The following is a 16,300-nucleotide window of genomic DNA, read 5'->3' as shown; positions in this document are numbered from 1 at the left end:
CAATACGCGGTCCCTGCTGGCGGATGGCTATTTATCTCCCACGATGAGGCGGAACGGCAGGCGTGTCGTAAAACACGACGTATACCCTGTTGATCCGTTATCATGATGAGGTTGTTCACTTGTTCGTTTTGCATTGCCTATGAAACCATTGCGTCAACAAAATCGCCCTGTACTAACTTACCAACCGCGCGTTGAGCCCGCGCCGCCGTTACATCCCGAGCGCGTTGAAGGATTTAGTGATGTCTGGATAGTACGGAGGAAATACGTGGCGTTTGTGCTGGTGGACGGCAAGTTTCTTCAGTCGCCGCCTTTTACCCTAGCTGAGGCGGCGCAACGATGGGCGGAACAGATTCGTCAGGAATACGAAATATAAAGAAGTCACATCATCCTGCGGGTCATCGCGCCTGCTGTCTTTCCGTCATTCGAAATTTGTTGGGCACGGCGAAGAAGAATTTTTATTCTGCGCAACGTATCGCATTATTCTTACAGTTTTTATTAAATGAAACGTAAATAAATACACTATGATTACGCGCGGTGTATTTAAGTGCGTTGGCGTTGTAGGTGAATGTCGGGTTCGGGCCTTCACTTTGCCAGATTTTATGGCGCAGTTGCTGACTTATCTTCAACCTGTCTTGTGCTTCAGTGACGCTTCCTGGTGCCTGGAACGTTTGGGTTTGTATAAAGAATGAATTGGCTTACTTCACTGACTATCGCAATTGGGCTTGTCTGTAACCCGGTTTTTGCACAGGACACGCCATTTGTACCGGCATCGGTGACACCGTCACATCAACAGCGTGATGCCTTTGTTTCTGATTTAATGAAAAAAATGACGCTGAACGAAAAAATCGGCCAGCTCAGGTTGATCAGCGTCGGGGCGGATAATCCCAAAAAAGCAATTCGCGAGATGATCAGGAACGGTCAGGTCGGCGCGATTTTTAATACGGTAACGCGTCCTGATATTCGCATGATGCAGGATCAGGTGATGCAGCTCAGCCGCCTGAAAATTCCACTGTTTTTCGCTTATGATGTGGTGCATGGTCAGCGAACCATTTTCCCGATCGCACTGGGACTGGCCTCCAGTTGGGATATGGACGCGATTGCCAAAAGCGCGCGCGTGGCGGCTTATGAAGCCACGGAAGACGGTCTGAATATGACCTGGGCGCCCATGGTCGATATTACCCGCGATCCTCGTTGGGGCCGGGTGTCTGAAGGTTTCGGCGAAGATACCTGGCTCACCAGCAAAATCGCGGGCGTGGTGGTCAAAGCGTTTCAGGGGGATGACGTTACTGCCCGTCATTCGCTGATGACCAGCGTAAAACACTATGCGCTTTATGGCGCGGTGGAAGGCGGCCGCGACTACAACACGGTGGACATGAGCCCGCAACGCATGTTTCAGGATTATATGCCCCCCTATAAAGCCGCTATTGATGCCGGCAGCAGCGGGGTGATGGTGGCGTTGAACTCCATCAACGGTACGCCGGCAACGTCAAACAGCTGGTTGCTGAAAGATATTTTGCGCGATCGGTGGCATTTCACAGGGATCACCATTACCGATCACGGCGCGATCAAGGAGTTGATTAAACACGGCGTGGCGGGCGACCCGCGTGATGCTTCGCGTCTGGCGCTGAAATCCGGTGTCGGTATGAGCATGAGCGATGAATATTTCATCCGCTATCTGCCGGAACTGGTGAAAAGCGGGGCCGTCACCGAGCGGGAGATCGATGATGCCTGCCGTCAGGTACTGAATGTGAAGTACGATATGGGATTATTTGCCGATCCATACCGTCATTTGGGGCCTGCGGGCGCCGATCCGGCGGATACCAATGCGGAAAGCCGCTTGCATCGTCTGGAAGCTCGTGAGATCGCGCGTAAAAGTCTGGTTCTGTTGAAAAACCGGCTGCAAACGTTGCCGCTGAAGAAACAGGGCACCATTGCCGTTGTGGGGCCGCTGGCTGACAGCAAGCGCGATACCATGGGGAGTTGGTCCGCTGCCGGCGTGACTAAACAAACCATCACCGTCTATCAGGGGATCAGGAATACCGTCGGCAACAACGCCACTATTCTGTATGCCAAAGGCGCTAACGTCAGCAACCATCAGGGGATTATCGATTTCCTGAATCAATATGAAGAGGCGGTGCAGGTCGATAAACGTCCTCCACAGGCGATGATTGATGAGGCGGTTCAGGCGGCGAAGCAAGCCGATGTCGTGGTTGCGGTGGTGGGGGAAGCGGCAGGTATGGCGCACGAAGCCTCAAGCCGTTCCAATATCGATCTGTCACAAAGCCAGCGTGACCTGATTGCGGCATTGAAAGCTACGGGCAAGCCGTTGGTTCTGGTACTGATGAATGGCCGTCCACTGGCGTTGGTGCGTGAAGACCAACAGGCGGATGCGCTGCTGGAAACCTGGTTCAGCGGTACGGAGGGGGGAAATGCGATCGCTGATGTTCTGTTCGGCGACTACAACCCCTCCGGTAAACTGCCGATGTCCTTCCCGCGTTCTGTTGGACAGATTCCGATTTATTACAACCACTTGCCATCAGGTCGTCCTTATTCGCCGGCAAACCCTGGCAAATACACATCCCACTATTACGATGAAGCCAATGGGCCGCTCTATCCCTTTGGATATGGTTTGAGCTACACCACGTTCAGCGTTTCGGATGTGCGGTTGTCGAGTCAGACCATGAAACGTAATGGCGCGTTGACGGCCAGCGTCACGGTAAAAAATACCGGCGATCGGGCCGGGGAAACCGTGGTGCAGATGTACCTGCATGATGTGGTGGCATCGATCAGCCGTCCGGTGAAAGAGCTGCGCGGTTTTCAGAAAGTCATGCTGCAACCGGGTGAATCCCGCACCATCAGTTTCCCGATCGAGCAGGAGGCGCTGAAGTTCTACAATGCCGACATGCAGCAGGTGGTTGAACCTGGCGCATTTTATGTATTGATCGGCCTGGATTCGCAGCGCCTGAACAGCCAGCGTTTCACGCTGCTATAATCAATGCGTTGCCAGCGCAGCCGTCAATCGTTGTTATAATGATGTCGGTTCAGCCGCACCGCCGGTATTAACCGGCGGCGTGTTATATCATGTACGACTATGTAGTGAAGAGAGAGCAGTATGCCGTTGACGGAAGTCATTCTGATTGATGAAACCGATCAGCCAACTGGCGTGATGGAAAAGCAGCAAGCGCACGAGAAAGGATTATTACACCGTGCCGTAACCGTTTATGTGTTCAACTCCCGTCAGCAATTGCTGCTTCAGCAACGGGCGGAAGACAAATATCACAGCGGTGGATTATGGAGTAATACCTGTTGCAGCCATCCCGCGCCGGGAGAAGAGACAGTGCAGGCTGCGCATCGCCGGCTGTATCAGGAAATGGGATTGCGTTGCCCGCTTACTCCCATGTTTACGCTGACTTACCGATTACCGTTGGATAATGGACTCACCGAACATGAGTTGGGGCATGTCTATTTTGGTATAACCGATGACGTTCCCCTGGTTAATCCTGAAGAGGCGGCGGGCTATGAATATCTATCGCTGGAACAGATCAAACAAAGTATGGATAGGTCACCGGAACGCTTCACGGCCTGGTTCCGGCTGACCTTCTCACGCATTCCCGCCTATTGGGAACAATTTCAGATTGACCATGCCCGCGGCGCATAAATGCTGACACGGTCGTTGATGTTGCGGGCAACGGTCAACCGCCGTGAACAATAATGATGTACCCCACCAGCATGACGCCGCCGATCCCGCCGATGGCACACAGCGCGAACAGCCCGATAATACCCAGTTTGCTTAAACTCATCAGGTTATCCTTTTGTTAACTGCCACGGATTATAAAGCCTTCAGCGGGTGAAACAAGGCGTGGACGTCACTTAACGATGAAACAGCAGAATCAGGCCAAAGAAGATCAAAACAACCCCTGCGCCGCGTTCAATGATGTTCAGATAACGTTGAAGCCGTTGTTGTACCAATGGGCGTGTAATCAGCGCCGCAATCAACAAATCCCAGCCGAGTACGATGAAAAACATCCAGCCGCCGCTAACGATCTGCTGCGTGGCCGTGACATTCTGCCCCAGAATTGTGGTCATCAGGCTGATGTAAAACAGCATGTTTTTAGGATTGAGTAACGCAGAACCCAGACCCAGCAGCATTTGCCGACCCAACGTCAGGGGCGTTTCTGTTTGTCGAACAGGCTGGAGTTGCGGTGATGAACGACTTTTCAGCAGTTGATAGCCAATCCACAGCAGATAGCAGGCGCCGCTCAGTTCAATCAGACTAAATAGCCGTGGCGAGTGCTGAATGCCCGCCCAGCCGAGCGTCGCGAGCAAAATATAAATACCGTTCCCCAATGCAATGCCCAGACAGATACCGGCGCTGCCGCGCAAGTGATAGCGGATAGCGTAGGCGGTCAATAAGAAAAAATCGGGTCCCGGGCTCAACAGCGCCACAAAGTGAGCCAATGCCAGTGCCGGAAAATTAGCGGGAAATAATGTACTGATAAGTATCATACCTGTGACCTCGAAAAATAATCGGGGTCAGTCTAGGCAATCGGCAGGGCTATTTATTGTCAAATATTGATCGCGAATGCCGGTATTGCCCGGGCGTTGCTGCCGTATAGTGAACGAATGTCTTGTGGAAATGGCTCTGATCGCAAAAACCGCTTTGATACCCGGCATCGGCCAGCGGCGTGCCCTGACGCAGCAACGTCTTGGCATATTCCACGCGGGCGTTATTCAGAAAGGCCATCGGCGTAACGCCTGTCTCGCGACGGAACTGGCGCACAATGGTTTCCCGCCGCAGATTCAGCTCTGCGGCCAGTGCTTCCAGCGATGGCGACGTTTGCAGGTTACTCAGCAAACGCTGGCGCACGTAGCGTGTCGTCGTATGGTATGTGGGTTCCGGGGGAAAGGATGAATACGGAGCCGGTTCCACCGGGAGACAATATTGTTGCAGGATGGGAGTGATGAGGTGATGCAGCGTTTTTTCGGCGGCGGCAATGTCTCCCTGATGAAGTTGGGCGATCAGATGTTGATAACGGGTAAATAGTGCCGGATCTTGCAGAACAACACCACGCGAGTGCAGCGATGTTACGGGATGACCACAAAGTCTGGATAGTTGTTGCAGGCACCACGCCGTATCCAGATAGAGCATATGATAGCTGCGGGTTTGCCCCGGCAGGGGATTACAGCTGTGCGGCTGATGGGGATCGATGAGGATCAGATCGCCGGCCTGTAGCAGGTGCTGCTGCCCCCGGTAATGGCTGCGCGTTCCTCCTTGTTCAATCGCGCCGATGGAGAACTGCGGGTGGGTATGCGTTTTATACGCCTGACGGCTGTGCCAGGTTGAGCGACTTTCCAGATGAGGCAACAGCGGTGAAAACCAGTAGGTTTGCTCGACGTGACAAACGGACGACCTGTTTTTAGATGATATGTTTTTACATGACATAGTTTCAGCAGCACCTTAATCCCAATCATGGCGGCAACCTTTACCCTAATCTTTGAGATGGAAATTGTCGAGGCGGAGTACCGGCAATGTGTGATATCGGCTGACGTGTTTCCCCGTCTGTGGGACAATGCCCGTCAGATTCACTCAATACAGAGAATGCATGGCGCTGTCCCCCGCAATAAAATTACAGATAGGTCAATGGTATAAGGCCCTGCAACAGCAGATCCCGGATTTTATCCCTCGTATCCCCCAGCGACAGATGATTGCCGAAGTGGCGAAAACGCTGGCGGGCGATTATCCGCGCCATCTGGTTATTGAAGCGCCTACCGGGGTGGGAAAGACGCTGTCCTATTTGATCCCCGGCATTGCCGTAGGGCGCGCAGAGGAAAGAACGCTGGTGGTCAGTACCGCCAATGTGGCGTTACAGGATCAGATTTTCAGCAAAGACCTGCCTTTATTGCAGAAATTTATCCCTGAGTTGACGTTTACCGCGGCGTTTGGCCGGGGACGCTATGTCTGTCCGCGCAATCTGGCAAGGCTGGCAACCGATGTCGATGCTCAGGGCGATTTAACGCTGTTTCTGGATGATGAGCTTGCGCCTTCTAGCCGGGAGGAACAGGGGCTTTGCGCGCGGATTGAGAAAGCGTTGCAAAGCTACGCCTGGGACGGATTGCGCGATCATTATCAGGAATCGATTGATGACAGCCTGTGGCGCAAGCTGAGTACCGATAAGGCAAACTGCCTTGCACATAATTGCCATTATTTCCGGTCGTGTCCTTTTTTCGTCGCCCGACGTGAGATTGAGCAGGCGGATGTGGTGGTGACCAATCATGCGCTGGTCATGGCGGCGATGGAAAGTGAATCGGTGCTGCCCAATCCGAAAGAATTATTGCTGGTGCTGGATGAAGGCCACCATATTCCCGATGTGGCTCGCGATACGCTGGAAATGTCGGGTGATGTGACGCCGGCCTATATCACGTCGCAACTGGAACAGCTGGTTCAGTTGATCGGTCAGTGCATGGCGCAGTTTGCGCCAAAGTCGCCGCCGCGACTGGCACACAGCGAAAGGCTGACCGCCCATTGCGAAGAACTGCGGGAACAGGTACAGATGTTCGCGCAAATCAGCGGGTTATTTTTGCCGGGTGACGGCAGTGAGGCCGAATATCGCTTTCCGATGGGGCAAATGCCGGAGGAAATGCGCGAGATCTGTGTCCGACTGTTCAAGCTGACCGATACGCTGCGCGCGCTGACGGAATTCATGCTCAACGATCTCGGCGAGAAAACCGCCAAACATGATGTGGTGCGTTTGCATCATTCACTGCTGAAGATGAGCCGGGCGCTGGGCTATCTGGAATCGCTGAGCAAACTGTGGCGGTTGGCCGCGATGGAAAAATCCTCTAATGCGCCGGTTTCCAAATGGCTCACCCGTGATATTCGCGACAAGCAGGTTCATTTGCATCTGTACTGCGCCGGTATCCGGGTGTGCGATCAACTGGAAAAACTGCTGTGGAGCAAGGTGCCGCATGTGGTGGTGACATCGGCAACCCTGCGTTCGCTGAACAGCTTTGCCCGGATACAGGAACTCTCCGGTCTGAACGAGCAGGAAGGGGATCATTTTATTACGCTGGATTCCCCGTTTAATCACCGGGAACAAGGGCGGCTGGTGATCCCCAAAATGCGTTATGAACCGCTGATGGCGAACGAAGCGCAGCATATTGCTGAAATGGCCGCGTTTTTCAGGGCAGAACTGGAAAAGGGTACGCATCGCGGCATGCTGATGCTGTTCGCCAGTCAGCGCGCCATGCAGCTTTTTTTGACGCAGGTGACCGATTTGCGCCTGATGCTACTGGTTCAGGGCGATAAACCTCGTTACCGGCTGGTTGAACTGCATCGACAGCGTGTTGAGGCGGGGCAGACCAGCGTACTGATTGGCCTACAGTCGTTTGCTGAAGGACTGGATCTGAAAGGCGAGTTGTTGTCTCAGGTTCATATCCACAAAATAGCCTTTCCGCCGATCGACAGCCCGGTCATTCTGACGGAAGGCGAATGGCTTAAGAGCCTGAAACGTCATCCGTTTGTGGTACAGAGCCTGCCCAGCGCATCGTTTAACCTGATCCAGCAGGTGGGACGTTTGATCCGCAGCCATGAGTGCTTTGGTGAAATTGTGATTTACGATCGCCGTTTGCTCAGTAAAGGCTATGGCGCCCAGTTGCTCGCCGCGCTGCCCGTATTCCCGATTGAAGAAAGGGAGATGCCTTGAGGGGCGCTGCGCCTGACGCATCTCTATTCCTCTCCGCCGTGTTTACATTACCCGGACCAAAGTGAAACATGATATTTTCGCAGACGAGCTATCAACTGTGTCGCCGTTAACGAGAGGCCCGCATGGATTACACCAAGGTTATTAAAGAGGTCGGACGCGGCAAAAATCATGCCCGCGATCTGGATCAGGCCACCGCCGGCGAGCTTTACCGTCGGGTGCTGAATGGCGAAGTACCCGAGCTTGAATTGGGTGGGCTACTGATCGCCTTCCGCATCAAAGGCGAATCTGAATCAGAAATGCTCGGTTTTTATCAGGCCATGCACGAGCGCGTTCTTCGCCTTCAGCCTCCGGTCAATCGCCCGATGCCGGTTGTCATCCCCAGTTATAACGGAGCGAGAAAGCAGGCTAATCTGACGCCGCTTTTGGCTTTGTTGCTGACCAGGCTGGGCTTTCCCGTAGTCATTCATGGCGTCAGTGAAGATCCAACGCGCGTTACCAGCGCCGAGATACTGCGCAACCTCGGTATCGCGGAGGTGGAGAGTGCGGAACAGGCGCAGCGGCAGATTGATGAAGGCTATCCGGTGTTTATCCCCGTTTCAGTGTTGTGTCCTGAGATTGATCGGCAGTTGCAGCTACGCTGGCGTATGGGGGTGCGTAACAGCAGCCATACTCTGGCGAAAGTGGCGACGCCTTTTGCAGAGGATGAGGCATTAAGGATCGCCAGCGTATCGCACCCTGAATATATTGCCCGCGTCGGGACCTTTTTTAACGATATTCACGGCCGTGCCCTATTGATGCAGGGGACGGAAGGGGAAGTGTATGCCAATCCGCAGCGCTGCCCGGAAATTCACTTTATTCACCAGCAAAAAACGCAGGTGCTGCATTTGCGGCAGGATATTGTGGTCGCGCCTGACAGCCTGCCGATCGCGAAGGATGCGGCAACCACGGCGCGCTGGACGGCGCAATGTCTGGCCGGAGAAATTGCCATACCGCATGCGATTCGTTTACAGCTTGCCTGCTGCCTGGTAGCCACCGGGGAAACGCCAACCATGGAACAAGCCGTCGCCACGATTAGAAAACGTTTGGGATAGGTCGATTGGGCGTAACATATTGTCTCAATGATCCTTATTTCCCTCCTGGAGAAGAAATATCATGCAACAGAGTGTGGATTATTTTAATGCGCTGAATCGCGATTATCTTGCCGTTCATCAGGCGAAAGAAGACCTGTTCTGGCAACTGTATATGGGCACGGGGAGTGATGACGTGTCCGCTCGGTTTTCTGTAGCGGAAAGCGCATACAAGCGTTTTATTTCTCAACCGCAACGTTTGGTTGAGTTGCGCAAGCACATCTCAGCGCTGGAAGCGGGTCCGGTAAGTGACAATCGGCAGGCATTGTTGCACGGTCTGCAAGGGTGGTATCGTTTTTTTGACTGTAACGTTATCGAAGATCCTCAGGCGCAGGCGTTGATGGATGACATTATCGCCGCGGAAAGCGCCCTGTATGAGAAGCGCAAAGCGTATGAGATGACGCATCTGAATGCAAAAGGCGAATGGGTTTCGGCGTCATTAGGTGAACTGCTGACCAACCAGGCGACGAATGATACGGAAGCCTATCGACAGAGTTCTCAGCAGGCGCTGCGCGATCTGGAACAGTGGTTGTTGGATAACGGTTTTCCCGAGTTGATTAGCCTGCGTAACCGTTTTGCCCGTCAGATGGGTTACCGCAACTATTTTGACTATAAGGTCAATAAAACCGAGCGCATGTCGCCGGAACAGCTTTTCGCCATTCTCGATCCTTTTGAAGCGCAAACCCGCGAAGCGAATGTCCGAAGTCTGCGGGAGTTGGCCGAGTCGAAAGGACCGGATGCATTACTGCCGTGGAACGTTCGTTACGCCAGCGCAGGCGATGTCACTCGCCAGCTTGATCCCTATTTCCCTTTTGCCGCTTCGCTGGCGCGTTGGGTCAATAGTTTTAAACGTCTGCATATTGGTTTTAACGGCGCAGAAATGCAGCTTGATTTGCTGGTGCGCAAGGGTAAATACGAAAACGGCTTTATGCATGCGCCGGTTCCCGCTTTTGTCCAGCAGAATAAATGGATCCCGGCCCGTATTAATTTCACCAGTCTGGCAAGACCGGATCAGGTGGGCAGTGGCGCCAGCGGTATTAATACGCTGTTTCATGAAGGGGGACATGCCGCGCATTTTGCCAATATCCGTCAAAATGCGCCGTGTTTCTCACAGGAGTTTCCGCCAACGTCCATGGCCTATGCGGAAACCCAGTCCATGTTTTGCGACAGTCTGTTGCACGATGCCGACTGGTTGAAACGTTATGCAAAAAACTCGCAGGGCGAGGCGATCCCTGATGAGCTGATCCGTGCGGATATCAGTACCCGTCAGCCGATGCGCGCCTTTAATGAACGGCATATTCTGTTGGTGCCTTACTTCGAGTGGGAACTCTATTCATGGTCCGATGAGCAGCGGACGCCGGCGGCGATGACGCAACTGGCGCGCGATGTTGAGCAACGTATTCTGGGCATCAGCGGCAGTCCGCGGCCTACTCTGGCGATCCCGCATCTGTTGTCGATGGAGTCAGCCTGTTCCTACCAGGGGTATTTGCTGGCGCTGATGGCGGTAGAGCAGACCCGGCACTATTTTCTGCAACGTGATGGTTATCTGACCGATAACGCCGCAATTGGCCCCGATCTGGCAAAACATTACTGGCTGCCGGGAAACAGCGTCAGTCATGACGCAACCTTGATCAGTCTTACCGGTGAAGGGTTTAATCCCGCATATCTGGCTCGTGCCTGCAATCTGACCGTCGATGAAGCCTGGCAACAGGCTCAGACGACCATGGCGCAGGCGCAGCTACGCCCGCAGTCCGGGGCGGATTTTGATTTGTCCGCGCGGATACGGATTGTCGATGGCGATCGTGTTCTGGCTGATAATGAAAAAGGCGATGAGGCGATGTGTCAGGATTTTGCCGGGTTTATTGAAAAGGAATATCCGCGCTAATTGATGAGTTAAAGGGTGCGGTTGCACCCTTTAACGCGTTGACTCAGGAAACGTGTTGCAGAAACTCGCGCAGGCGATCGCTTGGCGGGTTGGTGATCAGCGTTTCCGGATCGCCGTCTTCTGCGATACGGCCCTTATCAATGAAGATAAGACGGGAAGCGACTTTGTGAGCAAAGCCGACTTCATGGGTCACGATGACCATGGTCATGCCTTCTTCGGCCAGATCCTTCATGACCGTCAGCACTTCGTGGCGCAGTTCCGGATCGAGCGCGGAAGTGGGCTCATCAAACAGCATCAGCTTAGGTTTGACGGCCAACGCGCGCGCAATCGCGACACGCTGCTGCTGTCCGCCGGAGAGTTCGGAAGGGTAGTGGTGCGCCCGTTCGGACAAACCGACTTTGGCCAGCAGTGCTTTGGCCAGCTTTTCCGCCTCGTTTTTACTGGCGCCGCGAACCCGGATCGGGCCGAAGGCGACGTTTTCCAGCGCGGTCAAATGCGGGAACAAATAGAACTGCTGGAATACCATTCCCGCTTCCTGACGGATTAAGCGCTCATCAACGCGCGGGTCGTTGACTTTCAACCCATCGACGATCAGTTCTCCACTGGTGATTTCTTCGAGCTTATTGATGCAGCGCAGCAGCGTCGATTTACCGGAGCCTGAAGGCCCGATAATCACGACCACTTCACCCTGGTCAATTTTCAGATCGATATCGTGCAAAACTTTTGTCTGACCAAAGTGTTTAGATACGTTTTTAAATTCAATCATATAATCTTAAGTCTTCTTTCCAGACGACGCAGGATGAAGCTGAGTACCAGCGTGATGAACAGATAAATCACGGCGACTGCACTCCATATTTCCAGGGCGCGAAAGTTACCCGCGATGATTTCCTGGCCGGAACGGGTCAGTTCCGCCACGCCAATCACGATAAACAATGAGGTGTCTTTGATACTGATAATCCACTGATTACCCAGCGGCGGCAGCATACGACGCAGCGCGAGTGGCGCGATGACGTAGCGCAAGGTGTCGCGGCGGGATAAGCCCAGCGCCAGCCCGGCTTCACGGAAACCATTATGGATAGACAACACCGAGCCGCGAGTAATTTCCGCAATGTAGGCGCCCGAGTTGATCATGATGGTCACCACCGCGGCGGCAAAAGGGTCGATCCGCACTGAGGTCAGCATCATTGGCAAAGCGAAATAGATGAACATGACCTGCACGACGATCGGCGTACCGCGGATGATTTCAATAAATACCAGTGCGACGCGGCTGGAAAACCAACCGCCGTAAGCGCGGGCAAAGCCCGCGAGCACACCAATAACCAAACCGCCAAGCAGACCCAGTACTGAGATCAGCAATGTCATTTTTGCCCCTTCTAACAAGAGGGGCAGAGAAGGCCAAATGGCGCTCCAGTCAAACTGCATGGAATATCTCCAGATTAATTCGGCAATTACTTATACTCGTCATACTTCGAGTTGCATGGGCGTTGGCTTTGCCTCCATGGGCCTCGCCCGTAAAAGGCCAACGCGTTGCATTATTCAAAAACGATAACGTTTTGTCCGGCAGCTCGAATTATTTAGAGTGTAGGTTCCACACCAAACCATTTTTTGTAGATCTCGGCATAAGTGCCGTTTTCTTGCAGAGTCTTGAGTGCGCCATTGACTTTTTCACGCAGATCGCTGTTTTTCGGGAATGCGATGCCGTACTGCTGTGCTTTGATAGAATCGCCAACGGCTTTGAACTGGCCGTTACCTGCTGTTTTGATGAAGTAAAGAATGTTCGGCGTATCATGCAAAACGGCATCGGCACGGTTAGTCCCTAATTCCATATAGGCATTATCGATGTTCGGGAACTGGCGCAGATCTTTCGTTTTTATATTGGCTTTAGCGTAATCGACGGAGCCGGTACCGCTTTTCACCGCGACGACTTTCCCGGCCAGATCCTGTTCGCTTTTGATCTCATTATTGTCGGCTTTCACCATGACCAGCAGGCCGCTGTTGTAATAACCGTCGGAAAAATCGATGGCTTTTTTACGCTCGTCAGTAATGGTAATACCCGCCAGGGCCAGATCCACATTACGGGTTTGCAGCGCAGGAATAATACCGCTGAAATCCATCGGTTTCAGGGTATAGCTCAGATTGAGTTGTTTGGCGATAGCATCCCAAAGATCGATATCGAAACCGACATATTTGTCACCCTGTTTGAACTCGAATGGAACGAATGCGGTGTCAGTGGCGACAATCAGTTCTTTCTCTGCGGCGTAGCTGGAAATACTCATGGCCAGCGTCAGTGCAGCCAAAGAAGCTTTAAGTAATGATTTCATCAAATCCTTCCTGTTTATATCAGTTGTGGAAAGCCCTGTGTTTTATAGGGACGATGTTTTACAGGCACGATCAGACATCGTTCAAAAATAACGACTGTAGTAAAAAACCTGCAAAAACATTAGGTTAGTCACCAAGTGCTTTACTTAACCTGTTGTTTTTATGTCGTTGCTCTGCCGAAGATGAACATTTTTTAATCCAATGTCATTGCGCAGAGCGTTGCTATGATTAACTAATTTATACCGGGGAAACAACCGTTGATTGCGGTTATCTTGCAATATTTCAGGTAAAAGCTAATTTTTTGAGCGCTAAAACGGATAAAATAGCGAGTAATGACCGTAACGGGGTTACATCATGAACAAAATCCCCGGGTAAGCGGAAAATCGCTGGCGAGCAGGCACCAATAAAAAGGGCCGCCGAAGCAGCCCGATGACAATCATCATTCAATGTTGGCATCATTCAATATTGGATTCGATGAACCACAGGAATTTATCCAGATCGCGCGATGCGGCTGTCAGGATATCCGCAGTATCTTCATCTTCCGCTTTGGTGATTGCTTTGCGAACATCATTGGCGACGACGGCATAACGTTCTGCCAGCGCTTTCAGATGGTCCTGCACACGATGGATATCCGTTGGATAGCTTTTCAGCGAAGTCTGTTCGTTGACCACCTGTACGGTACCCAGCGCAACGCCACCGAGCTGAACGATACGTTCTGCCATGGTGTCCTGATGATCGGTAATCGCAGTACGGAAACCATCAAGCATCTCATGTACGGCAATAAAGTTTGCGCCACGCATGTTCCAGTGCGCCTGCTTGGTTATCAGAGACAGGTCAATAAAGTCTACTACCAGATGGTTTAACAGCTTGATAGTAGAGGTCTTCACGTCATCATCCAAATCATTACGAGTGTAGATAAGTTCGGAAGATGCGGGGTTTACCAGTTTAGCGGTACGCATAAATATAATCCTCTTATTTAATTTTCATCATCTAACTGTTCAACTTGGTTAATTATAGCAGCAATCAAACAAAATATTGAAAAGAATTACCTATCGAATAAATAGTTATAGAAGATATAGGCGATAATTTTTATTATCAGGTTTTTTCTGATAGCGATCAACCGCTGGTCATCAGATATAAGCTAAAATGATATTCCCATTAAGCGAAATTGAAATAATTTATTTTCATATAATGATAATCATTATCCTTTCGTTATGGTTAAATAATGATTTTCCTATAAAATATAACAGTTAATATCAGATGAAATAAGTTCCTGTTATTGAAGCATAGGGCCGATAACGATCGAGGTTGGTGAGGATTGGATGAAAGTGAACGTCGTGGGGACGCGCGGGAGTGGGAAATCGACCAGACATCATGCGGCGTGATTATTTTCTTCCTCCGCAGGCGCGGCTGATTTTATCGTCATCGTTGCGCCAATAGAGGCGGTAATAATAAATAATAGCGCCATCCACTGGGTAAAGGACAATTGCTCGTTGAGAAACAGAATACCAGAAACGGCTGCAATCGCCGGCTCCATACTCATCAGTGTGCTAAAGGTTCTGGCCGGCAGACGAGTTAAGGCTATCATTTCAAGAGAATAGGGGAGCGCGGTGGAAAGAATAGCAACCGCAATACCCAATGGTAATATTGAGAGCGAAAATAATGCAGATTCAGCATAGATGACCCCGATTGGACAAAATATCATCGCAGCAATAAATGACCCGATAGCAACGGTCCCCGGCCCATGATTTGAGCCTGCTTTTTGTCCAAAGAGAATATATAACGCCCAGCATGCGCCCGCACCAATTGCGCAAAGTGCGCCTGTAATATCGACATTGCCGATATTATGTCCAAGCGGTAATAAAAACCACAATCCCAGTATCGCCAGAATAACCCACACAAAATCGATCAACCTGCGTGATGATAACATTGCGACCGCGAGTGGACCGGTAAATTCCAGTGCTACGGCAATGCCGAGAGGAACAGTACGCAGTGAAAGGTAAAATAGAAAATTCATGCCCCCCAGCGTCACGCCATAAACGATCAACGGCAGTCGGTTACTGCTAAAGCGCATCCGCCAGGGTTTGAAAATGACGCAAAGGATCAATGTGCCGATACCCAGACGCAATGCGGTTATTCCCGTAGCACCAACCACCGGAAACAGGCTTTTGGCTAGCGCGGCGCCGCTTTGGATGGAGATCATGGATATAATGATCAGCAGTATGGCAAGCAATGCCGGCACTCGCTGAGAAGATAAGGTCATGCTTTCGGCCTTAATAATGGAATAAATCATGCTGGTGGACGAAAAAACATTACTGCCAGACTAGTCAATTGTAAAGGATTTGTCGGGGTAAAACTTACTTTTATTGACTTTTATTTACGATATATTTATCTGGTGTATTTTTATGCAAATTAATTAGCATGAAAACTGAGCGAATAATTAAGAATTATCTGTTTTAGCCCCTTGTGGAGAATTATTTTCCGGTTTGGTTGTCTTCTTTAAAAGATCAATATAATTAGCGTGATAGCGCGAGTTTGAAAATATTTGTTACATCAAAGGTACAATTGAAGATTATTTATCAGGCAGAAAGTCTATCATTTGTTTGTTATATTTAGGGCGTTAGGTATTCTTTCATAAGATGAATTCGAGGCTGTATATATGAAAAAAATCGCGTGTCTTTCAGCATTGGCTTGTGTATTAGCCGTTAGCGCAGGTTCCGCAATGGCTGGCCAGAGCACGGTGACTGCCGGTTATGCTCAGGGTGACGCTCAAGGTGTCATTAATAAAGCAAAAGGCTTTAACCTGAAATATCGTTATGAGCAAGATAATGATCCGCTGGGTGTAATTGGTTCTTTCACCTATTTGGGAGATAGCAATACTAACGACGGTTTATACACCAAAGGTCAATACATGGGCTTTACTGCCGGCCCAGCCTATCGTCTGAATGACTGGGCAAGCATCTACGGTGTTGTTGGTTTCAGTCATGGTAAATATACCGGCAACGAAACTGACGGTTCTTCCCATCAGAGCAATGACGATTATGGCTTCACCTACGGTGCTGGTTTGCAGTTCAACCCGATCCAGGACGTTGCTCTGGATGTGGGTTACGAACAAAGCCGTATCCGCAGTGTTGATGTCGGCACCTGGGCTGTTGGCGTAGGTTACCGCTTCTAATCTAAAACCAGTGGCTTTTGCCTTCAGTTTTGGTGTTAGATGTGTCAATCAAAATCCGCCTCTTTTTTAAGAGGCGGATTTTTTTATCCCT

15 protein-coding genes are annotated in these 16,300 nt (G+C 51.2%); 7 read left to right on the top strand and 8 right to left on the bottom strand.

What is annotated here, in order from left to right:
• Positions 1-139 precede the first annotated feature (139 nt).
• The 3 genes from cedA (at position 140) to idi (ending at position 3,658) form a co-directional block, all read left to right on the top strand.
• A complete protein-coding gene (gene cedA, locus B4923_RS15685) occupies positions 140-373 on the top strand; it encodes a cell division activator CedA (protein ID WP_109055312.1) in 234 nt (77 codons plus the stop codon).
• Positions 374-685: 312 nt separating this feature from the next.
• Entirely contained in the window at positions 686-2,992 is a 2,307-nt protein-coding gene (gene bglX, locus B4923_RS15680) for a beta-glucosidase BglX (protein WP_109055311.1), read from the top strand.
• 120 nt (positions 2,993-3,112) lie between these two features.
• On the top strand, positions 3,113-3,658 hold the full coding sequence (gene idi / locus B4923_RS15675) for an isopentenyl-diphosphate Delta-isomerase (RefSeq protein WP_109055310.1): 546 nt from the start codon (positions 3,113-3,115) through the stop codon (positions 3,656-3,658).
• 34 nt (positions 3,659-3,692) lie between these two features.
• Here idi and B4923_RS21125 read toward each other — a convergent pair whose 3' ends face one another.
• The 3 genes from B4923_RS21125 to B4923_RS15665 form a co-directional block, all read right to left on the bottom strand.
• Positions 3,693-3,800, bottom strand: coding sequence for a hypothetical protein (locus B4923_RS21125; protein ID WP_245929619.1), 108 nt, complete (start codon positions 3,798-3,800; stop codon positions 3,693-3,695).
• 70 nt (positions 3,801-3,870) lie between these two features.
• On the bottom strand, positions 3,871-4,506 hold the full coding sequence (locus B4923_RS15670) for a LysE family translocator (RefSeq protein WP_109055309.1): 636 nt from the start codon (positions 4,504-4,506) through the stop codon (positions 3,871-3,873).
• 49 nt (positions 4,507-4,555) lie between these two features.
• Positions 4,556-5,443 carry an AraC family transcriptional regulator gene (locus B4923_RS15665; protein ID WP_109055308.1) on the bottom strand — a complete coding sequence of 296 codons (888 nt, stop codon included), beginning with the start codon at positions 5,441-5,443 and terminating at the stop codon, positions 4,556-4,558.
• A 160-nt stretch (positions 5,444-5,603) separates the two neighbouring features.
• Here B4923_RS15665 and dinG point away from each other — a divergent pair, with 160 nt between their 5' ends.
• The 3 genes from dinG (at position 5,604) to B4923_RS15650 (ending at position 10,715) form a co-directional block, all read left to right on the top strand.
• Positions 5,604-7,703 carry an ATP-dependent DNA helicase DinG gene (dinG, locus tag B4923_RS15660; protein WP_109055307.1) on the top strand — a complete coding sequence of 700 codons (2,100 nt, stop codon included), beginning with the start codon at positions 5,604-5,606 and terminating at the stop codon, positions 7,701-7,703.
• Positions 7,704-7,825: 122 nt separating this feature from the next.
• A complete protein-coding gene (gene ybiB, locus B4923_RS15655; protein WP_109055306.1) occupies positions 7,826-8,794 on the top strand; it encodes a DNA-binding protein YbiB in 969 nt (322 codons plus the stop codon).
• A 61-nt stretch (positions 8,795-8,855) separates the two neighbouring features.
• Positions 8,856-10,715, top strand: coding sequence for a M3 family metallopeptidase (locus B4923_RS15650; protein ID WP_109055305.1), 1,860 nt, complete (start codon positions 8,856-8,858; stop codon positions 10,713-10,715).
• 43 nt (positions 10,716-10,758) lie between these two features.
• Here the strand turns inward: B4923_RS15650 and glnQ are convergent, their stop codons facing one another.
• The 5 genes from glnQ to rhtA all read right to left on the bottom strand — a co-directional run bounded on the left by glnQ (position 10,759) and on the right by rhtA (position 15,297).
• Positions 10,759-11,481 carry a glutamine ABC transporter ATP-binding protein GlnQ gene (gene glnQ, locus B4923_RS15645; protein WP_109055304.1) on the bottom strand — a complete coding sequence of 241 codons (723 nt, stop codon included), beginning with the start codon at positions 11,479-11,481 and terminating at the stop codon, positions 10,759-10,761.
• Positions 11,478-12,137, bottom strand: a complete 660-nt coding sequence (glnP, locus tag B4923_RS15640; RefSeq protein ID WP_109055303.1) for a glutamine ABC transporter permease GlnP — start codon at positions 12,135-12,137, stop codon at positions 11,478-11,480. The genes glnQ and glnP overlap by 4 nt, the downstream gene beginning before the upstream one ends.
• A gap of 152 nt (positions 12,138-12,289) precedes the next feature.
• Positions 12,290-13,036, bottom strand: a complete 747-nt coding sequence (gene glnH / locus B4923_RS15635; protein ID WP_109055302.1) for a glutamine ABC transporter substrate-binding protein GlnH — start codon at positions 13,034-13,036, stop codon at positions 12,290-12,292.
• 453 nt (positions 13,037-13,489) lie between these two features.
• A complete protein-coding gene (dps, locus tag B4923_RS15630; RefSeq protein ID WP_109055301.1) occupies positions 13,490-13,993 on the bottom strand; it encodes a DNA starvation/stationary phase protection protein Dps in 504 nt (167 codons plus the stop codon).
• 413 nt (positions 13,994-14,406) lie between these two features.
• Complete coding sequence (rhtA, locus tag B4923_RS15625) at positions 14,407-15,297, bottom strand: threonine/homoserine exporter RhtA (RefSeq protein WP_109055440.1); 891 nt, start codon at positions 15,295-15,297, stop codon at positions 14,407-14,409.
• 396 nt (positions 15,298-15,693) lie between these two features.
• Here rhtA and ompX point away from each other — a divergent pair, with 396 nt between their 5' ends.
• A complete protein-coding gene (gene ompX / locus B4923_RS15620; RefSeq protein WP_109055300.1) occupies positions 15,694-16,209 on the top strand; it encodes an outer membrane protein OmpX in 516 nt (171 codons plus the stop codon).
• Positions 16,210-16,300 lie beyond the last annotated feature (91 nt).

Source organism: Brenneria roseae subsp. americana (assembly GCF_003115815.1).
Taxonomy (GTDB): Bacteria; Pseudomonadota; Gammaproteobacteria; order Enterobacterales; family Enterobacteriaceae; genus Brenneria; species Brenneria roseae.
The sequence above is the reverse complement of the archived record's forward strand: the minus strand, read 5'-3'. Positions and strand labels throughout refer to the sequence as shown.